Origin of the sequence: Aureibaculum luteum (assembly GCF_003449015.1) — a bacterium.
Classification (GTDB): Bacteria; Bacteroidota; Bacteroidia; order Flavobacteriales; family Flavobacteriaceae; genus Aureibaculum; species Aureibaculum luteum.
On sequence record NZ_QRGD01000002.1, the window covers coordinates 671,971 to 694,369 of the forward strand.

The following is a 22,399-nucleotide window of genomic DNA, read 5'->3' on the forward strand; positions in this document are numbered from 1 at the left end:
TAATTAATAAAAAGAGATTGCAATGAAAATTATGATTAAACCCTTTATTTCAAAATTGGTACTACTAATAATTTTTAGTAGTACCGCATGTCAGCATCATAATAACAATTCGAAAAATAGACCAAATATTATCATTTTCTTTACGGATGATCAAGGTTACGCAGATGTAGGATGCTATGGTGCAGAAGGTTTTGAGACACCTCACATTGATCGTTTAGCTTCTGAAGGTGTTCGTTTCACAAATTTTTATGTTCCGGCAACCGTATGTACGCCTTCTAGAGCTGGTCTTTTAACAGGTCGTTATCCTAAAAGATACAATCTACACGAAGCCGTTCTTTTCCCTTTTTCAGAAGGTGGACTTTCATTGAATGAATATACAATGGCAGAAATGCTGAAGGATAATGGTTATACTACCTCCATTATCGGGAAATGGCATTTGGGACATAAAGAGGAGTTCATGCCAAATAATCAGGGTTTTGATCAGTTTTATGGTGTTCCTTATTCCAATGATATGGATAATTACTATTATAAGCATATTGATTTTCAATCACCTCCTCTTCCTTTTTATCGCAACAAAACATTGATAGAAAGCGGACCTGACCAAGACTATCTAACTCAAAAATATACGGAAGAGGCTATTACTCAAATAAAAAACAGAAGTGAGAAACCATTTTTCATGTATGTTGCTCAAAATATGCCACATACACCATTACACGCTTCTCCTGCTTTTATAGGTAAAAGTGAAAAAGGCTTATATGGTGATGTTATTATGGAATTGGATTGGAGTGTAGGAGAGATTGTAAAAACGCTGAAAGAACAAAATATCTATGATAATACTATTTTTATTTTCACATCTGACAATGGACCGCAAATGGGTTCTGCAAAACCATTAAGAGGTAAAAAAGCTGAAACATGGGACGGAGGTCAACGTGTGCCAGCCATAATAGTTTGGCCAAGTAAAATTGCTAAAGGTATAGTGAGTAGTGATTTTACATCCACGTTGGATTTATATCCTACCCTTGCAAAAATATCTGGTTCAACGATTCCTAGTAATTTAAAATTGGATGGCTTGGATATTAGCGATTATCTTTTACATCCTGAAGCCACCAAATTACCAGAGCGTCCCTTTTATTTTTATGCCCGAAACGGTGAAATAGAAGCGGTTAGAATGGGGAAATGGAAACTTCATATTCAAAAATCAATAGGGTGGAATTTAAATGAAAATGGTATTTTTCCTGTTTCACTATATAATCTTGATGAGGATATCAGTGAAAAAAATAATGTGGTAGATCAATTTCCTGAGGTTGTTGAAAAATTAACCAACATGATGAATGAATTTGAAACTGAATTATAATCAAACAACATCACTATATAGTGCTGATTTCGAATAATATATGGGAAACAGTTACTCCATTTTTTGTTCACCAAAATCATTACTTATAGGAGACAACATAATTCATGCAAAGAGAAACGAACTTAAATTTTATAATAATTATGATTATGATTATAAAGACACACCAAACAACATTTCAACATTTTTTAATACTCTTGTTTTTAAGTATTCCAATCTTTAGTATTTCACAAGAGCAAAATAATATAAAGTATTTCGGCAAGGATTTTTTCATCCTAGAAGGTACTGTAATTAACGATTCTCTTAAAGAAAATCGCTATGATAGGTTACCACTTTCATATAAGGAGATTGTTCGAAAACCAGTATGGGAATTGTCTAAATCTTCGGCAGGAATGTCAATTCGCTTTTTTTCTAATTCCACTTCTATTAGCGTAAAATGGACCGTTCTAAATAATTTAAGAATGAATCACATGGCTGAAACCGGCATTAAAGGTGTTGATTTATATTTTAATAATAAGGGCAATTGGCAATACCTTAATACAGCTAGACCCACTGGCATTGAAAATGAATTTAAACTCATGAATAATATGTCTAATGAGATGAGAGAATTTAAAATGTTTTTACCGCTGTATGATGGTATTAAAAGTATTGAAATAGGCATTGATTCAAATAGCGTAATTGAAAGACCATTACATAAAAACCCTAGGTCAATCATTTTTTACGGAACTAGTATTACTCAAGGCGGATGTGCTTCACGCCCTGGGATGGCACATACCAATATTATTTCCAGAAAACTAAATATGGATTGTATAAACTTCGGTTTTAGTGGAAATGGTATGATGGAGTAACCAATTAATGAATTAATTTCGGAATTTAATCCTTTATTCTATGTTATTGAATGCTTGCCAAATATGAATGCAGAACAAGTAAAAAATAGAACCATTCCTCTTGTTAAAACGCTACAAAAGAAACGACCGAATACCCCAATTGTTTTTGTAGAAAATTTTTTAAGGGAATCATCAGCCCTAGATGTAAAGGGGAAAGCTTTGACTAATGAAAAAAATGCAACTCTAAAAGCGGAATACATAAAAATGATTGAAGGTGGTTTTAAAAATGTTTTCTATATAAGTAGTGAGAATGCTACAGGAGACGATCATGAAGGAACTGTTGATGGCGTCCATTTTACAGATTTAGGATTTATAAGATATGCCGATTTTCTGATAGACCAGTTTTTTCAATTGGGTCTGATACCTAAAGAGGCCGAATAAAACATGTTTATTAAGTGCTAATCTTTCATAGATAGTAAGAAAATGCAGGTCGTATAATTAATTGCTGTGTTGGGCGTATGCGTATTATTCAGCTGATTTCCCTCTAATTTGTTTTCTTTCACTAACTTAGACCGAGCCATACACAACATATTGTGCTTCTTTATAACCAACTAAAATATTCAATTATGAACTCAAAACCAAGGTATTTACCTTTTAAAAATGGCCTTTTAATACTTTTATTAGTAGTAAGCGGTATGAGTTTTGCCCAAACGAAAGTTGAGCAAATCGAAGAACTTTTAAACACCTATCAAGAGTATGGTAAGTTTAATGGTTCCGTTTTAGTATCCGATCAAGGAAAAGTTATCTATAAGAAAGGATTTGGCATGGCAAATATGGAATGGGATATTCCAAATCAACCCAATACAAAACATCGTTTGGGTTCTATTACCAAACAATTTACAGCCATGCTTATTTTACAATTGGTAGCGGAAGGAAAATTAGATTTAAACAAACCTATCACTACTTATCTTCCAGATTATCCTAAAACCAGTGGTGATATCATTACCAGTCATCATTTACTAACCCATACTTCTGGAATACCTAATTACACCTCATTTCCTAAATTTATGGAAGACGAAAGTCGCAATCCCTATACTCCAGAAGCGTTTCTGAAAATATTTGCTGAAAAGCCATTAGATTTTATACCAGGTGAAAAATTTAGTTATAGTAATTCGGGATATTTTCTTCTCGGTGTGCTTATCGAAAAGTTGTCTGGAAAAAGCTATGAACAAATGCTTCAAGATAAAATTTTCACCCCATTAAACATGAAGGATACAGGTTATGATAATCATGCAGATATTTTAAAAAACAGAGCCAGTGGTTACGAAAAACAAGGTGGAGCATATGTGAATTCTCGCTATTTAGACATGTCTATTCCTTATGCGGCGGGTTCTTTGTATTCTTCGGTTGAAGACTTATATAAATGGGATCAAGCGTTGTATACCACTAGTATTTTACCACAAAAATACATGACCCTATATTTTAATCCTTCTATTCCTGCTTTTGGTAACGCCCATTATGCTTATGGATGGGGTGTAGGCTATGCTAAAATAGGAAAATCTAAAGATAGTATATACGCTATTGGACACGGAGGCGGTATTAACGGGTTTAATACTAATATTTCTAGAACTACTTCTAATAAGTCTTTGGTTGTACTTCTTAATAACACAGGTGGAGCACCACTTAATGATATAACAACAGCTATTAGAGGCATCATGCACGGAAAAGCATACGATATGCCTAAAAAATCGGTTGCAGATGCGGTATTGGCTGTTATTGAAGATAAAGGTATAGATGCTGGAATAACACATTACAATACGATTAAAAACTCTGATACCTATAGTCTAAGTGAAACTGAAATGAATGCTATTGGGTATCAACTTATGGGTACTGATAGGGTAGAAGACGCCAATAAAGTATTTCAACTTATTGTTAAAGAATTTCCGAAATCATCAAATGCCTATGATAGTTATGGAGAAAGTTTTATGAAGTTAGAGAAAAACGATCTAGCCATTAAAAATTACAGAAAATCGGTAGTGTTAAATCCCAATAATCAAAATGCGATCACTTTTTTAAAGGAACTTGGAGACGATGTAAGTGATTTGGTAAAGGAGGTAAAGGTATCCAATGCTATTTTAGATACGTATATTGGCAAATATGAACTCCAACCAGGCTTTATTCTTACGGTTACTAGAGAAGGAAATCAATTAAAAACGCAAGCTACCGGGCAATCGATAATTGATGTATTTCCAAAATCTGAAAATGAATTTTATTTAAAAGTAGTTGATGCACAATTAGTCTTTAATAAAAATGATGTTGGCAACATAGGTAGTGTAACCCTATTTCAAGGAGGACGTGAAATGGAGGGTAAAAAAATAGAATAAAAACAAGATTAAAACCAGATGTCTTTAAAGCTGATTACAGATTCGTTTTTGAAGTATGTAAAAAAGTAGCATTTACACCTACAGGAGTTGAGATAGGCATACTACGTAATTGTACAGTAGTACCATTATCAATTATTAAAACGATCATATGAAAAAATGGGATTTTCAAGTAAAAAGTGATATTCAAGAAGTTGTTAAGAAACTAGATGCTTCACTTGGCTCTGTTGACAGGTTTGCTTTTGCTATGGATACTAGTAAAAATGATTCCATAACATTTACATTACAAAAACGAGGTCTATATGCATTTTATCTTATGTCAATTAATAAAATCATTGTAATTGGAAAGATTTTAAAAACAGATACTGAAAATGAAACCAATATTGAAATTTCTTTTAAGCAATACTTATTAATGAAATTCGTGATATTTTCAAGTATGTTAACGGGTTTTGCTTTTCTGATTGCGATAATCTTAAAAATAAGCAGCAGCGGCAGCAGTACGTACATGTATATACTTGGAGTACTACTATTAGCGATAGGAATTGTAGTAACATGGCTTAATTTACAAAAGAAATATAAAAAGGATATTCAAGAATACAAGACCTTAATTACTAAAATAGTAACGTCTTAAAAAGGGTGACGTTTATATAATTGATGTGTGTAATTAAGGAAAACGTACTTTATTTAAACTCAGGCAACCATTTATAAGAAATTTGCGTCTTTATATTTAGAGGTGTCGTTAGAAGTACACTGTAAATTTAAAACGAATCAAAAACCCTACATATGAATTCAAATCAAAAAATTGGTAGAATTACTGGTGCATTGTTATTATTCATTTTTATTTCAGGCGTTACAATTTTTCAATTCTTACAAGGTCCTATTCTTTTTTCAGATAACTTTCTAACAACAACTTCCGAAAACGCTAATCAAATTATCGGTTCCATAGTACTTGGAATTTTTAGCGGAATAGCATCTATTGTTATTGCAACACTACTATTTCCTATTTTCAAAAAATATAGTATCCGTTTAGGATATTTATACTTTTCTTTTTGTATTCTAAACTTTATCACCATTATGATTGATAATGTAAGTGTCATCTCTATGTTAGAATTGAGTAGAGCATATGTAGCAAATGGAAGTGACAATTCATTACATAGTTTACAGACGCTCGTTTATAAAAAGCATTTCTGGACACACTATTTTTATCTGTTAATTTCTTGTTTTCCTGTTTTTGTGTTGTATTACACCTTGTTTTTATCTAAACTCGTTCCAAGAATAATTTCTATTGTTGGAATAATTGCTGTATTTCTTATGTTCATAGAAGAATTATTTTCAATTTTCGGACATAGTATAAGTATGAATATGCTGCTACCAATAGGATTGATTCAACTTATGCTGCCGCTTTGGTTGATATTCCGAGGTTTGAATTCACCCATGGTGGAAACTAAAATTAAACAATGACATTGAGAAAAAACTGCACAAAACAAAGAATGAAGCTAAAATTTTCATTTCAGATTCATTTACCATTGCATCAAAAAGCTACATAAAATCTACAATGAGTTCTAGCTCTCTCTAATTTTAAAAAATAAGTATCTTTAAGACCTTAACGAAACGCAAACGTTAATTTAATTGCTGTAATACATTTGAAATTCACATATGGGAGATTATTATAAAACAAAAGAATCTGTTGAAGAATACATTAAATTGGCAAAAAATGTTAATAGACAGCTTTTAATTGAAAAACTTAAACAGGTTTTACCTCTACAATCATCACTACTTGAAATTGGTTCTGGTCCTGGAACGGGTTGGAAAATATTAAACGAATTTTATAAGGTAACTGGTTCTGATAATTCAAGTGAATTTATGAATCATTTGGTAAGTAAAAATCCTGATGGCAATTTCATTGAATTAGATGCCATTTCTTTAAAAACGGAAATGAAATTTCATGGAATTTATTCAAACAAAGTAATGCATCATTTAAAAGATGACGAATTAATCGAATCTATGAGAAGGCAAAGCGAAATTCTAAATTCAAATGGCATCATTTGTCATTCTTTTTGGAAAGGTGAAGGTTCTGAAATTTTTAAAGGTCTTTTTGTAAATTATCATAGCTTACTGTCTCTTTCAGAAGCGTTTCGGAAATATTTTGAAATTTTATCAGTCGAAGAATATAAAGAATTTGAGGACAACGATTCGCTTTTATTGATTGCACGTAAAAAATAACGCATAACAATAACTTGTTCAATTAATTGCTTGGTTACTTTCCACTTATTAACCTCAAAACATCGGGATGAGATTTATTTACTAAATTAGTTGCGTATGACAAGCCACACAAGAGTAAGGTGAACTAGTGGCAAATCGTATGCTTAAACTTTACCTGCAAGCTCATATGAACCCTTTATTAAAATTTATTAATAGCATCAATAGCGAAAATCTTTGGGATAAAGAAATTGAATTAGAGCGTAATGAATATTTAAAAGTAAGTGGTAGTATTGACACCAACATCTATTTCGTAATACAAGGAAGCTTAAGAATTTTTGTTATCGACGAAAATGAAGAACATACAATTAGATTCGGTTATAAAGACAATCTAATCGCCGCTTTAGATTCATTCTTAAATGAACAACCTTCTGAGTTATTTATTCAAGCACTAAAAAAAACAAGAGTAAAAGTTATAAATAAAAAAAAGTATAAATCGTTTATTGCATCGTCAATAGAGAATGAAAAAATATGGCTTATTATTTTGGAAAATTTAGTCTTACAACAAATGGAAAGAGAAAGAGACATTCTAACATCTTCACCTACTGAACGCTATAATCGTGTTTTAAAAAGAAGCCCTCAACTATTTCAAGAAATACCAAATAAATACATCGCATCATATTTAAGAATGACACCAGAAACATTATCAAGAATTAAAAAATCTTAATTTCAATCAATTTTTATAACAAATTATCAATTGATATTTGCAATAAAATAAATAGTATGGTAGTAGCATCTGAGAAATTATTACAAAACTTATTAGAAATCACCAAAGAGAATCTGAACGCAGCAGAAAATTTAAAAACGCAACCTATTGATTTTTTAAATTGGAAACAAAGTTCTGAAAATTGGAGTGCATTAGAATGTATTGAACATCTCAATAGATATGGAGATTTTTATTTACCCGAAATAACGAATAAAATAAAAACGTCTAAACATAAAAGTTCAGAAATATTTAATAGCAATTGGTTAGGGAAATATTTTAGCAAATCGGTTTCATATACTAAGAAATTAAAAAAAATGAAAACATTTAAATCTATGAACCCTTTAAATTCAAAACTAAATAGTAAAACATTAGAAAAATTTATAAACCAACAGCATAAAATCATCGAGCTTTTAGATAAATCAAAACATGTAAATCTTGACAAAACTAAAACCGCTATTTCAATTTCAAAATTAATTAAATTGAGATTAGGAGACACCTTTAGAGTATTAATATATCATAATGAAAGACATATAAAACAAGCAGAAAAAACATTAAAAAAATCTATAGAAAACAGCTAAGCGTTATTTTATATTCAAGTCTACGTATAATTAAAAAAATAAAAAATGACAAAATCTAATAATTACTTATTTCTATCCGCCCTTTTCTTTGCATTCTACCTCATTATTACGTTTACAGATATTTTTGGTAATTCAACTTGGTTTAAATTTTTTCTAATTATAGCCTGTGTTACCTTTTTAATAAGTGGAGTTTCATTAAAATTTAAGGACAGAAAAAAATAAAAGCGAGTAGCGACCACGCAAGAAATTAATTGCTAGTGTCAACTTATATGCTATTTACTAAAATTAATAACTTTTTGAAGAAACCCATAAGGACCACAAAGTACTTTGAATACATAACAGTTAAAATAGGCAATACCTCTCGTTAATTTTAAATAAAATAAGTATCTTTAAGGATATATTCTAAACTAAACACAATAGCTTCATACAATAAATAGGAACCATAAATAAATATTAAATGTGAATTTTTAAGTAGCTAATTATGGAAAAACAAATTATCATAGAGTTAGCATATCGGATAGGCTTTATTCTTATAGCATTTGGTATGTTATATTTATTATGGCTCTTATTTAAGAAAATGGGTAATTTTAGAGGATAGATTTTATTAACAGCGTATGGAATAGTTATGCAATTAATAAGCGAAACTATTCTTGAACTTGATAAATATCCAATATACTTTCTTTACCTTTAAATTATCACTTGGTTCTTACACACTCACGATGCCTCGAGACCATAACGAAACCATAACACACCACCAATGGACGGCTTCAATATTGTAATGGTTATCGCCATCATCCTCTTTACGAGGTTGGGTGTACGGCTTTTCTATATCTGGCGTAACTATAAAAATGATGCTTCTAATAAAGAAGACACACCATCAGCGGAAGAATAAATAAAGAAACCCTTTGCAGCTATTGAATAATCTGTAATAATCGAGGGGTAAATAATAAATCTTATCTTTAGTTTCTAAAACCAACATCTAACCAACCTAACAACAATGAAAAATTATTTAAAAATTCTAGTACTTGCAGTGCTTTTTAGCTCCTGTAAAAACGACAAGAAATCGAATACAGATCGTGTTGAAGTAGATCAAACCACCATTGCTACACATATTGAACGCTTGGCATCAGATGACTTTTTAGGAAGAAAACCATTTACCGAAGGCGAAGTGAAAACCGTAAACTATTTAAAAGATGAATTTGAGAAATTAGGCCTTTTACCAGGAAACGGAGAGAGCTATTTTCAAGAGGTTCCAATGGTAGAAATTACGGGTAAACCTACTGAAAACATGATTTTTACGAATGGTAATGAAAGTTTTGATTTAACCTATTTAAAAGATTTTGTAGCCACTACCAATAAGACCATTCCCGAAGTGAGCCTTCAAAACTCAGAATTGGTATTTGCGGGATACGGTATTGTTGCTCCTGAATATGGATGGAATGATTATGAAGGTATTGACTGGAAAGGAAAAACGGCTGTGGTGTTAATTAACGATCCGGGATTTAAATCAGGAGATTCCACTTTATTTAAAGGAAATACCATGACGTATTATGGTCGTTGGACGTATAAATATGAAGAAGCCGCACGACAAGGTGCCGCTGGCGTAATTATTATTCATGAAACGGAACCTGCTTCATATGGTTGGAACGTAATTGAGTCGAGTTGGAGTGGTGCCAAACTGGTCATAGAGAGTGATGCTCCACTGGTAGATGTTGAAACATGGATTAGTGGCGAAAGTGCTCAAAAAATGTTTGATATATCCACCATGAAAGGGCAAGATTATAAAACCATTGCACACAACAAAGGTTTTCATCCGATTCCACTAGACGTAAACGTTTCGGTGGGGATTCAGAATAGCATCAAAAAAGACTTTTCTAAAAATGTCCTTGCCATGATACCGGGTACAGATCAAAAAGATGAATTTATTATCTATTCTGGACATTGGGACCATCTAGGCATAGGCAAAGCGGTAGATGGAGACTCTATTTACAATGGAGCGGTAGATAATGCTTCAGGAACTGCAGGATTATTAGCCATTGCAGAAGCGTTTAAGAAAAGTGGACCCACAAAACGTTCTATGGTTTTTATTGCATTAACTGGAGAAGAACAAGGCTTATTGGGTTCAGCCTATTATGCCGCCAACCCTATTTTTGAACCTAAAAAAACAGTTGCCAATATTAATATGGATGCACTTATGAGCCCTGGAAAAATGAAAGATTTAACCATTACTGGATTTGGTCAGTCTGAAATGGATACCTATGCTAAAGCTGCAGCTGAAGAACAAAACAGGTATGTCATCCCAGATCCAGAAGCCGAAAAAGGCTATTTCTTTAGATCAGACCATTTTAATTTTGCAAAAATAGGAATCCCTGCGTTGTATGCCGCCGGTACTTATGAAGGATTTAATCATAGCATTGCAGAAGTGAAAGCGTTTAATGATACTTATGGAAAATCAAAATACCATCAAGTATCAGATAATTACGATGCCAATACCTTTGAATTGAGTGGTATTCAATTGGACTTACAGCTATTTTATAACGTAGGCTTAAAATTAGGAAATGAGACTCATTTCCCAAAATGGTATGCTGGTAGTGAGTTTAAAGCGGCAAGAAAATAAAAAATAGTAAATTTGAATACAATCAATCTAACCCTTTCGTTATGAGAACCCTAAACCATCAACGCACCTATTCCTTATTTCTTGGCCTACTCATGTGTAGCCTCGTCAGTTTTGGTCAAACGCAAAAACCATTAACGCTAGACGACTATGCCCAATGGAATAAAATTACCAATACCGCTATATCACCCAATGGAAACTGGGTTACTTTTAGTTATGTACCCAATGATGGTGATGCCACCTTACACATTAAAAAAACAGAAGGCGATACCTTACGAACCGCTATTAATGGAAAAAATATTACGTTTGCTCCGAATAGTAAATGGGTAGCCTACTTAGTAGATCCTGCGAAAAAAGAAGCCGATAAGCTTAAAAAGGCTAAAAAGCCTGTGCTTAGTGACTTGCAACTACTAAATCTAGAAAACAACAAAGTCTCTGAGGTAAAGAATGTAAAAGGTTATCATTTTTCAAAAACGTCTCAATTTATCGCAATTCAAAAAAATCCGATGGATAAAAAGGCAGATCATAAAGGAAGTGATGTGTTGCTAAAAGATTTAAACAAAGACATCACACTGAATATTGGAAATGTAGCCAGCTATGCCTTTAACAAAGAAGGCACCCTCTTTTCTTATGTGGTTGATGCTGATGAAGATGATGGAAACGGACTCTTCCTTATCGACCTAAATACCTTACGTACCTATCCATTGCATACCGGTAAATTTACCTACGCTCAAATGACATGGAATAAAAAAGGAGACCGATTGGCAGCAGTATTCGGGACAAAAATAGACACGCTGGTAGAACGTGAAAACAAGCTGATTTATACTTCTAAATTATCCTCAGGAATAACCACTACTATTACCCCAAATATCTATTCCCCAGAAGGAGATTCAAATTTTACTAAACTACTGACTATTAGTAATTATGGTAACCTTACTTGGAATAAAGCTGGAACACAAATTACATTCGGTGTAAAAGCCCAAAAAGACGTTATTAAGAAGGACGATTTATTAAAGGCAGATGTAGATGTTTGGCACTATAAAGATGAACGCATCCAATCTCGACAAGCGGTTCAAGCCAAGCGAGATGAAAAGGCAACATATACTGCGGTACTAAATTTAGAAAACAAGAAATTTATACCCTTAGAAAATGAAGAAATGCCCAATGTAAATGTCAGTAAAAAATCAGATTGGGCTGTGGGTAGCGTCGATACCTTATACCGTAAAGATGTGAATATTGTCAGAGGCTACACCGATTTATACAGTATCAATACCAAAACAGGAGCTAAAAAGTTAATCGCCAAAAGGGTGTTGCGAAATATGGGAATGTCTCCCAATGGCGAATGGGCATTGTTTTCTAAAGACGGTGCCGTAATGGGCTATCATTTTGCTAAAGGGACATTATCTAATTTAACGGAACGCACAGGAATCAATTTTGCTAATGAAGATTACGATATACCCGTTGAAAAACCTACCTATGGTATTGCAGGATGGTCAAAAGATGGAGAAACTTTACTCTTAAATCACAAGTTTGATATATGGAGTATCTCACTGAATTCAGAAGCTGCATCAAACCTAACACAAGGGGTAGGCACTGAAGGCAAAATCCGATTTCGATTACTGCAATTAGACCTTGAAGCAGAAGCGTTTGACCTTTCCAAACCCTTATTGCTCTATGCATTTGGCGACCGCACTAAAAAATCGGGTTATTATGAACTTACGGTAGGTAAAAAACCAAAAGTATTGCGTTATGAAGACAAAATGATGGGACGCGTAATCAAGGCAAAAGATACAGACAACATCATCTTTACCCAACAAACCTTTGTTGATTTTCCTGATTATTGGACGTCTAACTTAGCCTTTAAAAGACCTAAAAAAATTACGAATGCCAATCCGCAACAAGCTGATTTTAAATGGGGCAAAAGAGTATTGGTTGACTATACGGACGAACGCGGAAATGAACTACAAGCTACCTTGGCGTTACCGGCGGACTATGATGCGTCTAAAAAATATCCTATGATTGTGTATTTCTACGAGAAAATGTCTAACCGACATCATCAATATTCAATGCCAACCTATGACGACAGACCACACATGTCTACCTATGCGAGCAATAGCTATTTGGTTTTAATGCCAGATATCGTTTTTGATGAAGGTTTACCGGGTTCATCAGCCTTAGATGATGTTACCAGTGCCGCAAAAGAAGTGATTAAATTGGGCTATGCAGATCCAGACCATATTGGCTTGCAAGGACACAGCTGGGGCGGTTATGAATCTTCCTTTATTGTTACGCAAACGGATATGTTTGCAACCGTGGTAACCGGTGCCCCATTAACCAATTTGGTGAGCATGTACAATATCGCTTACAAGCGATCAGGAAGTTTAAATGGTCCCATTTTAGAATGGTCTCAGGGTAGGATGGGCGTGAGTCCTTATGAAAACTTAGAGCTTTATCAAAGTCAATCGCCAGTACATCATGCAAAAAAGATCAACACACCATTTTTAATCTTACATGGTACAAGTGATGGTGCGGTAGATTGGAACCAAGGTTTAGAGTTTTATTCCGCAGCAAGAAGATTGGGTAAAGAGGTGATATTACTGTCGTATCCAAATGAACCACATCATTTGGCTAAACAGGAGAATCAAAAAGATTTTCAAATCCGGATGAAGCAGTATTTCGACTATTATTTAAAAGATAGCGAAGCACCACTTTGGATAAAAGAAGGTATCAAACATGCCGATAAAAAAAGGGTAGGTCCAGAAGTATTGAAAAAAGGGGAGTAGTAGTGGTACCATTTCCCCTTCAAAATTGTATTGAAATTCTAGTTTTCTTTTGCCAACAAGGCTTCTGCATTGGCAATGCTACCTAGCATCATATCTTTCATGATATGTACCTTTTTTTCTTCTTCAATCAATAAAGCTTCTTTTTTAGAATTAAGTGCTTTACCTTCTAACACCTCTTCTGAATCAAATTTATCGCCAAATCCTTTCATCCAATCCATCATATAATCATAAGCATTTACAAGGCTATCTTTGGCTAATTTGTATTTTTCTCCAGTTGCAGTAGTATCAATTTTTGCTTCTAAAGCAGTGGTCAGTTTTCCAATTTCTCCCATTCTGGGCATCAATTCATCATGCACCGCCATTACACGATCCATACGGGTTTCTTCTTTTTCTTTGGGTTCATTTTTACAGGATTGCATAAACATAAATAGTGCGAATACAAGTAAGATTTTAGTTTTCATAATTATTACATTTTAATTGCTAATAACAAAGTTAAGTGTATTTCTATGTTAAACATCGTTTTTGGGGAATTTATTGAGGTGGTAATATTAAAGATACATAAGTAAAAGAAGTAGAGTGCTTTAAATAACCAAGTTATTTTTTTTATTTAAATTTAAAAGCTAAAAGTTCTTAAATTTTAGAACACAACCCAAACCCAAACTATGAAAAAACCGCTACTTATCCTACTTATTCTATTTCTTAGTTATCCGACTACTAATGCCCAAAACTGTGCTTCTTTAGAGGAATGGAATACCATAATTAGTGCAGAATTCCCTAAAGTAGATACCTATCATATTAGATCTGGAAGTGTTGTCAGTAATAGAATACTTTATAATTTATATTCGGACAAATACTTTGTTCCTTTTGCAGGAAAACCGTATGATAAGATAAGTACAAACGCAGGGAAATCGATATCAAAAAAGCTTAAAAAATGTAGAGCTAAAAAAAAGTATCAAAGTTTAAAGAATATAGGTTGGTTGTCCATGTTTGGTGTTGAGCCCTTAACCAATCCACGCATTACAGAAAATGTAAAGGCACAAAGTACAGAAGTAAATAAAATACGAGCAGAATACAACCAACTATTGAGTTTATTTACATCAGGTGGCGTTACTTTTAATGAACTAACCAAGTATAAAAATATGGCAAAGACGCGTTTTGTATGGTTAATGCCCTCAGAGGTAGAAAATTATTTAAACGTAATTTCAGAAAGTGAAAACAAAATTGCAAATACAACCCTTTTAAGCTTAGCCAATGAATTGACTCAAAAGAATGCCAATTTATTAATAATAAGCAATATAGAAAATTTTGAATCTAACAATCGCAGCATTTATGCAGCTGCTTCTCCTCATATTAAAAAAGAGGTAGCCGAAATTCTAAAAAAGGATAAAATTACAAAACTAGAAATGTTAGTAAAAAATGAACAAAAAAAGTTAAATCAAATAAGCTCTAGTGATAAGAATATCAACACTATCAACAACTATTACAAATCATTTGATGGATCTTTCTCGCGTTACCGTCAATATAACTTTGTAAAAAATCACTTTGAAGCCATTAAGATTAAAAAAACGGACATTGTCACAGCTATGTCTTCAAAAATTGGGTTGACAATTTTAAGCCAAAATGAGCTTTCAAAGCTTAAAAATATAAATACAACGTATTTAAGCAATGTAACGGAAAATAGTCCTGTAATTACTGTTCTTAAAAAGCAGCTCACCACCAAAGAAAATAGTATAAAACAGGCACAAAAAATAGCGGCAGAAAAGGCATTAGCCCAAAAAAGAGCAGCGGAACAAATTTTTACGATAGCAGAAAATAAAAGACAGCAAACCATAAACAACCATAAAAATAGGGTTGTACAATTACGTAAAGAACTCAGGGTAGAGCATGGTTCTAACTTACCGAAATTTGAAGCTTTACATGTAATGCTATTTTATTATTTAAAGTTAGTCAAAGATAACAAAATGTACAAAGTAAAAGATGCAGAATTCTTTATTAGACATGTAGAAAATACAGGCTACATGAGAGAAGAAACGGGTACCATTTCACCTTTTGAAAATTTTTATAACCGAAGTGGTTTTAAAATTAGAGCCTCAAGTATTGTGGGACGAACCTTTGCTTCTATCGAGTTGACAATTCCAAATGCGTCAAAAAAAATGATTGAATTGTACAGTAAAGAGCTTGTTTCTGAATTCAGAAATATAGACAAAACCATAATGACACCTTCTATAATGCCAACCGCTAAAGATAATTATATTTTAAGTGGAGGTACTCAATATAGTTTAAAAGTAGATGCGAAGGGAACGTTAATTCTAGAAGCTATGGAAAATAGAGAATTAGCCTTTCCGATGTTAGCCGATAAACTTCAGGTAGACACTTGGAGTGTAAGTTCACTAAAAACAGTAACAGATGTAGCTGTAAAAAAGGGACAAGAAGTTACGATTACAGCTTCAGGTAAGGTAAAAGTAGGTGATTTTATGGGTTCTGTATCTCCTGCAGGTATCTCTGGTTATGGTGCGTTTAGTATAGATAAAAGATATAACCATGGTGCTTTAATGGCGAGAATTGGCAGTGGTAGTTGGACCTACATTGGTACTCGTAAAACCTTTACAGCCAATAAAAGTGGCATCTTGTATTTTAAAATTAACGACAAGTTTCCAGATAATAATGAAGGGGAGTTTAAAGTGAAATACTTTTTGAAATAAACGATGCTAAACATCGTTTTTTGCTAATTTATAGAGGTGGAACTATGTGAAGATTAGTGGATAGGAGTGGAGCTATTTCATCTTTTTTTTTATTAGAAGGTAGGATACTTGTGGAATATGAATTAAACGTTTCGAAATAACAACTTTATTTCTAAAAATTACGTTAAAATTATACTATTTTAGAGGCGACTTTATAACAATTTAAATGAATTTTAAAAAACCTTTTATAATTTTTATATTTTACATTAAAGAATATTTTTTTAGAAAAAAAACACTAAATTATATATTATGGTTGTTGATAGTTGCGATCATAGCACAATTAAATGCTATAAATAATTATGAAGGAATTAATGCTATATTAATTGAATTGACGAAAGATTATGACGCTATTTGGTTAAAGTATTGAATATTTGTACGGAATGTTAATTGCTGAGAATTGAGTATTTTAAATTTTCTTGACCCAAGTACTGAATATGGAAATTTTAAACAAAACACTTTGGGATATTTTACATAATATAATTATAGGATCTAATGTAGAACTAATTATAATTCTGTATTGAGAACCGTAATTTGCTTTAACATAATATCTGTCGATATAAAACACTGCGTGTTGTTATATCTGATATTATGTCAAATAGCTACGCTATCCGCAAATTACTATGATTTGTCCTATAATGTTCTGCGTTATGTGATTTTGCTTTGATGAAAAAGCAAATTATCTGCATATTTCCCTAAAAGTTTTCTTTTTCAAAACATCTTTTAGTAAAGTTAATGGAACACTCTTTACACGAAACGACGATAGGAGAGTAGTGGAATGTGTGTGGAATGGAATTTATGTTAAAAATTCAATTATAATTTTAAATGCTTTTTACTTAAAAAAATAATTCTAATCATTACATTTGATAAATTAAAAATTTATCGTCAAAAAATTGGATGAATTACTCAGAAATTAAGAAATATCTAGAAATTGAAAGGGATAGAAAGTTCACGAATGAACATGCGTATATAACGCATTATTTGCAGAATAGTGAAAACGAAGTAGCTACAATTTATAAAAAGAAGGCGTTAGATTTTATAGCTTCAAGGTTTGAAGAAATGGGTTCAACCGTCTATGACGTTCCTTTTCCACCTCCTAAAAAGCCAAAGTTTAAGTTTATTGACCTTTTTGCCGGCATAGGAGGGTTTCGAATTGCACTACAGAATTTAGGTGGTAAATGTGTGTTTTCTTCAGAGATAGATAATGCGGCAAAAATAACCTATGAGTCCAATTTTGGAGAGTTTCCTTTTGGTGATATAAGAGATTTTACTGACTCAGGAATTACTGATAAGGAATTAAATAAATTGATACCAAATCATGATATATTGGCTGCTGGATTTCCTTGTCAACCTTTTAGTTTAGCAGGGGTTTCCGCTCGTAACTTTTTAGGACAGTTGCATGGATTTTCAGATGAAGATAAAGGCAATCTCTTTTTTGATATTGCAAGAATAGTAGATGTTAAAAGGCCTAATGTGGTTTTTCTTGAGAATGTAAAAAATTTTAAAGGGCATGATGGAGGTAATACTTATTCAACAGTAAAAAAGACTTTTGAAGATCTCGGTTATAGCTTTTATAGTAAAACCATTAACTCTGCCCAATGGGTTCCCCAAAAAAGGCAACGTTTTTATATGATTTGTTTTAAAAAAGATCCGAAAAAATTTGAATTTCCCAGTTCAAAATCTGAATTCAAAAAATTGAAATCCATTTTAGAAGATAGTGTTTCACCTGAATATACAATTTCAAATAAATTATGGGAGGGACATATAAATAGAACAAAAAGAAATCTTGAACGTGGCACTGGTTTTACTGCTAATGTTGCCGATATCGATAAACCCTCTAATACTCTGGTCGCACGATATGGAAAAGATGGTAAAGAATGTTTGATTCCGCAAATGGGTCTTAATCCACGTAAACTTACTCCAAGAGAATGTGCTCGTTTACAAGGATTTCCAGAGTCTTATATTCTTCCCAGGAGTAATGCAGCTTCATATAAGCAATTTGGTAATTCTGTTGCCGTGCCTGTTATTGAAGAGATTGGTAAGAAAATCATAGATGTTTTACTAAAAACCGCAATTAAATGATTTTTCAAGTTATACATAAGAAGTACTTCAATTGCGACTTTGGATCTTTTTCTAACGTCACCGAAAGAGAGAACTTTGACTCACAAATAACCGTGACACGTGATGAGAAGGAAATAATCCTATCATATTTTGAAAAATCTAACATTCATAGGGGTAATAAAGCTAGTAATCCAAAGTTAGCAGCAAAGAAATTTTTATTGTACCCTAGTATGATTCAAATTGAGTTGAATTTAGTCTTTCCAAAAAAGAATAAAAACGAATTAAGACTGTACTTGTCTGATGAAAAAGGCTTCAAACCAAAGGGAAATGACATTTGGTTTGTATTTATTAACCATCAGAATGAACTAGTTATTGGAAATAAAAATATTGATGATTGGGATATCATAGGATTAAGTTCAAAATATGATGACCTTTATGAATTATCTCTTGAGGCAATGAAACTTTCTGGTGGTAAAACTTCTATTTATAATATTGAGAATTATGTAGCCGATAAGTTAGGTGTTTCTGAAAGTGGCCGAAAGGAAATACACAACACAAATTATGGTAAAAGGACTAAACTTGGATATAACTTGGCATGGACAAGAAACTACTTGAAAAGAGCTGGATTAATAGAGCAAATTGAGCGAACTATTTGGGGTTTGACTAATGAAGGCAGTGTTATTAATGAAATCGATAGATATAGAATTAATAACCTAGTTACCGAAAAAGAAGTTGAACTTGAAATTTCAAAAACTGATATAGAATTTAACGAAGAGGATGAGGATGTAGAATTAGAAATTACATATGATGATTCGAATATAATTGATGATCCGTTTGATCCTAAAAAAGTAGACATTTCATCAAGAACATTAATACTCGATGTAATTTTCAAAAGATTAAGAAATAAGGAAATTAATTTATTCACAGATTTTCAAAGGAAAGCTGGATTATGGAATAAGACTAAGCAAAGTAGGCTAATTGAATCCATTTTAATAAGATTTCCACTACCGGCTTTTTATTTTGATGGATCCAATGATAATGAGTGGCTCATAGTAGACGGTCTACAACGTTTAACTTCACTAAAGAATTTTGTTGAAGATGAAAATTTTGCTCTAGAAAATTTAGAATTTTTACATCAATTTAATGGGAAAAAATTCTCTGATTTACCTAGAGATTTACAAAGAAGAATTGAAGAATTCGAAATACTTGCTTACGTAATTAATCCAGGAACTCCTGAGAAGGTTAAATATAATGTATTTAACAGGATAAATACAGGAGGTCTAGTTCTTTCTTCACAAGAAATAAGACATGCTCTAAATCAAGGCAGAGCCTCAAAATTAATCGCCAGATTAGCAGAGTGTGAGGAGTTTAAGGTTGCAACAACGTATTCAATCAATACTGACCGCATGTTAGATCGAGATTTTGCCAATCGATTTGTTGCCTTTTACATAAATGATTATAGAGATTATAAACCTGACTTGGATACATTCTTAAACTCTTCCATGGGAAAGTTAAACAGTTTTAATAATGAAGAATCGGAAAAACTCGTTAAAAGCTTCCAAAAATCCATGAAAGCAGCTTACGATATTTTTGGACCATATGCTTTTCGAAAAATGTATGGAGGTGAAGGTGAGAGAAGAAAGCCAATAAATAAAGCTCTTTTTGAAGTATGGTCAGTTACACTGGCAAATTTAAGTTTATCAGATTTAAAAAAGTTGATAATTAATAAAGAAGTATTAATTAATAATTTTATCTATTTGATGAATTATAATGCCGAATTTATTCATTCAATTAGTTCAGGGACTGGTGGTTCAAATCAAGTTAAAAGGAGATTTTCTGAAATAAATAGCATAGTGATTATGACACTAGAAAAACACAATGATTATGATATCTAGAATTAAAAGTATAAACTTCAAAGCTCTAAAAGAAACAGAATTTGAATGTTCCTATCTAAATCTCTTTTCTGGAATTAATGGAATGGGGAAGTCGACAGCCTTACAGATTTTATTGTTGTTAAGGCAGTCCTATAAAAACGGTTATTTACAAAAACATGGTTTAGCTTTAAAAGGAAGATATGTAAATATAGGCGTTGGTAAAGATGCCCTATATCAATTTGCAGAAGAAGAAAAAATAATTTTTGAAATTGACTTAAAGAAAAAAGGATCATACATTTGGAACTTCATGTATGATTCAGATTCAGATATTTTACCATTTAAAAAGGAGAATGATAAAAATAAGGTTGATTTTGAAAATACGAGCCTGTTTAATGGAAATTTTCAATATTTAAGTGCAGAAAGGTTAGTGCCAAAAAAGTTTTATGATAGATCAGATTTTGAAGTAGTACAGAGTAAAAATATTGGTATGAGAGGTGAATATGTAGCTCATTACCTATCACATTACGGAAAAGATATAGTTGCTCCGATAATGTGTAAGGAAGATTCTAGATCAAATACTTTACTTCATCAAGTATGGGCTTGGATGAGTGATATTTCACCTGGTATAAAAATTAATGTTGAAGAGTTAAAGAGTATTGATGCAATTAGTTTAGGGTATCAATATGAAACCAATTCTGGTTTCACTAATGAAATAAAACCTCAAAATGTTGGTTTTGGTTTATCCTATGTTCTTCCGGTTGTGGTTTCTATACTTTCTGCAAAATCCGGAGATATAATTCTTATTGAAAATCCAGAATCTCATTTGCATCCAAAAGGTCAATCAATAATCGGAAAACTGATGCTTTTAGCTGCAAAAAATGGTGTTCAATTATTTGTAGAGACTCATAGTGACCATGTATTAAATGGTATAAGAGTAAGTATTTCTGAAGGTATTTCACCAGATTTGGTAAAACTATTCTTTTTTGAAAGAAACCAAGATGCTAATTCAAACGATCATTATTCTACTGTTACAAAACCGGTCATTGATGCGAATGGTAGGATAGATTTTTTGCCCAAAGGATTTTTTGATGAATGGGATAATAATTTGATGAAATTGCTCTAAATGGATATAGTTTTAAATGAATTGTCATTTGAGAATGGTAATAAAGGTAGAGCAATTGATTGGTATAATACATTTTTTGACACCTGTATCTCTATTGGTAAAGATTTGAATACACAAATCAGTGTTGTGGCAACAGATAAATTAACAAACATTATTTTGGATAGAGAAATGATGTTTGAAAAATGGTTGTCAACGGTTTCTGACAGAGATAAAAGGTTTGCAATAATTAGCATGGCATCAAAGAAACCGATACTTCATGATTATCCATATTATTATTATGAGAAAAAGGAGGCAAAAGGTTTAGGTTTTGCTTATGAAAATGAATTACTACCCATAAGTTTGGATAATAATAAAAGATGGCATGAATTATCTTTAGATATGGAACTTCATTATATGATCGAAGAGTCATTAGAAGTTAAAGAGGAAAACCTTACGATTATACATTCTTGGGATGTTGATTCATCTAAAAATCATTTAGCACACTTTAAAAAAAAGCTGAACTCTGCCCAAGAGAAATTAATACTGGAAATAAAATCTGGAACTGAACTATGGGAAAATAGAGCAGTTTATTTTTCTCATCTTAAGTTTTGTGAATCAACTAGGAATTACCTCAATCTACAATCTGGGATTATTCTGAAAAGTTTATGTGGTCGTCTATTAGAAATGAATAATTATTTTTCAAATTGGGAAAATGGCGACTTTGAAAGAAATGGTTTTGGTGGAGATTCTAGATTAGAATCTGAAACGAGACAAAAAAAACTCAAAACTCAATTAACTATTGAATGTCCAGACAATGAAAATCGTCTATTTTCTTTTCATTGTAATTACGGAACAAAAGATTTAAGACTTCATTTTTTTCCCGATAACGACAAAAGAATTTGTTATATAGGATATGTTGGAAAGAAAATTAATTAGTTTTTATTTTACTTATTATCTATCAATCCATTTAATTAGATTACATATAAAATTTATAAAATCAGAGCTTTTAAAAGCTCAACATACATTTCCTCTGAATGAAAGTGGGAGGGAAGGAGCTGATTTAAATATTACAACTAATGGTTCAAAAGAATTAATTGAGACTCTAAGAAACAAGGTCACTTTGTA

General features: G+C 32.2%; 16 protein-coding genes and 1 pseudogene. 16 read left to right on the forward strand and 1 reads right to left on the reverse strand.

Annotation, left to right across the window (positions count from 1 at the left end; all coding sequences use genetic code 11):
• The first annotated feature begins 22 nt into the window (after positions 1-22).
• The 11 genes and pseudogenes from D3P13_RS08135 to D3P13_RS08185 all read left to right on the forward strand — a co-directional run bounded on the left by D3P13_RS08135 (position 23) and on the right by D3P13_RS08185 (position 13,499).
• Complete coding sequence (locus D3P13_RS08135; RefSeq protein ID WP_117881032.1) at positions 23-1,354, forward strand: sulfatase family protein; 1,332 nt, start codon at positions 23-25, stop codon at positions 1,352-1,354.
• 146 nt (positions 1,355-1,500) lie between these two features.
• Positions 1,501-2,619 (forward strand): annotated as a pseudogene (locus tag D3P13_RS22205) (SGNH/GDSL hydrolase family protein).
• A gap of 185 nt (positions 2,620-2,804) precedes the next feature.
• Positions 2,805-4,562: a serine hydrolase gene (locus D3P13_RS08150; protein ID WP_117881042.1), complete on the forward strand. Its 1,758-nt coding sequence runs from the start codon at positions 2,805-2,807 to the stop codon at positions 4,560-4,562.
• Positions 4,563-4,710: 148 nt separating this feature from the next.
• On the forward strand, positions 4,711-5,190 hold the full coding sequence (locus D3P13_RS08155) for a DUF423 domain-containing protein (protein WP_117881045.1): 480 nt from the start codon (positions 4,711-4,713) through the stop codon (positions 5,188-5,190).
• Positions 5,191-5,342: 152 nt separating this feature from the next.
• Positions 5,343-6,020: a DUF4386 domain-containing protein gene (locus D3P13_RS08160; protein WP_117881047.1), complete on the forward strand. Its 678-nt coding sequence runs from the start codon at positions 5,343-5,345 to the stop codon at positions 6,018-6,020.
• Positions 6,021-6,215: 195 nt separating this feature from the next.
• Positions 6,216-6,782: a class I SAM-dependent methyltransferase gene (locus tag D3P13_RS08165; protein WP_117881051.1), complete on the forward strand. Its 567-nt coding sequence runs from the start codon at positions 6,216-6,218 to the stop codon at positions 6,780-6,782.
• Between the two features lie 166 nt (positions 6,783-6,948).
• Entirely contained in the window at positions 6,949-7,485 is a 537-nt protein-coding gene (locus D3P13_RS08170) for a Crp/Fnr family transcriptional regulator (RefSeq protein WP_117881055.1), read from the forward strand.
• 56 nt (positions 7,486-7,541) lie between these two features.
• A complete protein-coding gene (locus D3P13_RS08175; RefSeq protein ID WP_117881058.1) occupies positions 7,542-8,102 on the forward strand; it encodes a DinB family protein in 561 nt (186 codons plus the stop codon).
• Between the two features lie 757 nt (positions 8,103-8,859).
• Positions 8,860-8,994: a hypothetical protein gene (locus D3P13_RS22315; protein ID WP_262511826.1), complete on the forward strand. Its 135-nt coding sequence runs from the start codon at positions 8,860-8,862 to the stop codon at positions 8,992-8,994.
• 105 nt (positions 8,995-9,099) lie between these two features.
• Complete coding sequence (locus D3P13_RS08180; protein ID WP_117881061.1) at positions 9,100-10,719, forward strand: M28 family metallopeptidase; 1,620 nt, start codon at positions 9,100-9,102, stop codon at positions 10,717-10,719.
• A 41-nt stretch (positions 10,720-10,760) separates the two neighbouring features.
• On the forward strand, positions 10,761-13,499 hold the full coding sequence (locus tag D3P13_RS08185; protein WP_117881064.1) for a S9 family peptidase: 2,739 nt from the start codon (positions 10,761-10,763) through the stop codon (positions 13,497-13,499).
• Positions 13,500-13,537: 38 nt separating this feature from the next.
• Here the strand turns inward: D3P13_RS08185 and D3P13_RS08190 are convergent, their stop codons facing one another.
• Positions 13,538-13,960 (reverse strand): hypothetical protein, encoded by a 423-nt coding sequence (locus D3P13_RS08190; RefSeq protein WP_117881067.1) that lies wholly within the window; start codon positions 13,958-13,960, stop codon positions 13,538-13,540.
• A 201-nt stretch (positions 13,961-14,161) separates the two neighbouring features.
• Between D3P13_RS08190 and D3P13_RS08195 the strand changes: the two genes are divergently transcribed.
• The 5 genes from D3P13_RS08195 to D3P13_RS08220 all read left to right on the forward strand — a co-directional run bounded on the left by D3P13_RS08195 (position 14,162) and on the right by D3P13_RS08220 (position 22,210).
• Positions 14,162-16,201 carry a hypothetical protein gene (locus tag D3P13_RS08195; protein WP_117881070.1) on the forward strand — a complete coding sequence of 680 codons (2,040 nt, stop codon included), beginning with the start codon at positions 14,162-14,164 and terminating at the stop codon, positions 16,199-16,201.
• 933 nt (positions 16,202-17,134) lie between these two features.
• Entirely contained in the window at positions 17,135-18,319 is a 1,185-nt protein-coding gene (locus D3P13_RS08205) for a DNA cytosine methyltransferase (protein WP_117881077.1), read from the forward strand.
• On the forward strand, positions 18,316-20,193 hold the full coding sequence (locus tag D3P13_RS08210) for a GmrSD restriction endonuclease domain-containing protein (RefSeq protein ID WP_117881080.1): 1,878 nt from the start codon (positions 18,316-18,318) through the stop codon (positions 20,191-20,193). Before D3P13_RS08205 ends, D3P13_RS08210 begins: the two co-directional genes overlap by 4 nt.
• Entirely contained in the window at positions 20,183-21,295 is a 1,113-nt protein-coding gene (locus D3P13_RS08215) for an AAA family ATPase (RefSeq protein WP_198679990.1), read from the forward strand. The genes D3P13_RS08210 and D3P13_RS08215 overlap by 11 nt, the downstream gene beginning before the upstream one ends.
• Positions 21,296-22,210: a hypothetical protein gene (locus D3P13_RS08220; RefSeq protein WP_117881086.1), complete on the forward strand. Its 915-nt coding sequence runs from the start codon at positions 21,296-21,298 to the stop codon at positions 22,208-22,210.
• The last annotated feature ends 189 nt before the right edge of the window (positions 22,211-22,399 follow it).

Coding starts and splice junctions, on each gene's coding strand:
- D3P13_RS08135 (WP_117881032.1), top strand. CDS start 23: ATGAAAATTATGATTAAACCCTTTATTTCAAAATTGGTACTACTAATA.
- D3P13_RS08150 (WP_117881042.1), top strand. CDS start 2,805: ATGAACTCAAAACCAAGGTATTTACCTTTTAAAAATGGCCTTTTAATA.
- D3P13_RS08155 (WP_117881045.1), top strand. CDS start 4,711: ATGAAAAAATGGGATTTTCAAGTAAAAAGTGATATTCAAGAAGTTGTT.
- D3P13_RS08160 (WP_117881047.1), top strand. CDS start 5,343: ATGAATTCAAATCAAAAAATTGGTAGAATTACTGGTGCATTGTTATTA.
- D3P13_RS08165 (WP_117881051.1), top strand. CDS start 6,216: ATGGGAGATTATTATAAAACAAAAGAATCTGTTGAAGAATACATTAAA.
- D3P13_RS08170 (WP_117881055.1), top strand. CDS start 6,949: ATGAACCCTTTATTAAAATTTATTAATAGCATCAATAGCGAAAATCTT.
- D3P13_RS08175 (WP_117881058.1), top strand. CDS start 7,542: ATGGTAGTAGCATCTGAGAAATTATTACAAAACTTATTAGAAATCACC.
- D3P13_RS22315 (WP_262511826.1), top strand. CDS start 8,860: ATGGACGGCTTCAATATTGTAATGGTTATCGCCATCATCCTCTTTACG.
- D3P13_RS08180 (WP_117881061.1), top strand. CDS start 9,100: ATGAAAAATTATTTAAAAATTCTAGTACTTGCAGTGCTTTTTAGCTCC.
- D3P13_RS08185 (WP_117881064.1), top strand. CDS start 10,761: ATGAGAACCCTAAACCATCAACGCACCTATTCCTTATTTCTTGGCCTA.
- D3P13_RS08190 (WP_117881067.1), bottom strand. CDS start 13,960: ATGAAAACTAAAATCTTACTTGTATTCGCACTATTTATGTTTATGCAA.
- D3P13_RS08195 (WP_117881070.1), top strand. CDS start 14,162: ATGAAAAAACCGCTACTTATCCTACTTATTCTATTTCTTAGTTATCCG.
- D3P13_RS08205 (WP_117881077.1), top strand. CDS start 17,135: ATGAATTACTCAGAAATTAAGAAATATCTAGAAATTGAAAGGGATAGA.
- D3P13_RS08210 (WP_117881080.1), top strand. CDS start 18,316: ATGATTTTTCAAGTTATACATAAGAAGTACTTCAATTGCGACTTTGGA.
- D3P13_RS08215 (WP_198679990.1), top strand. CDS start 20,183: ATGATATCTAGAATTAAAAGTATAAACTTCAAAGCTCTAAAAGAAACA.
- D3P13_RS08220 (WP_117881086.1), top strand. CDS start 21,296: ATGGATATAGTTTTAAATGAATTGTCATTTGAGAATGGTAATAAAGGT.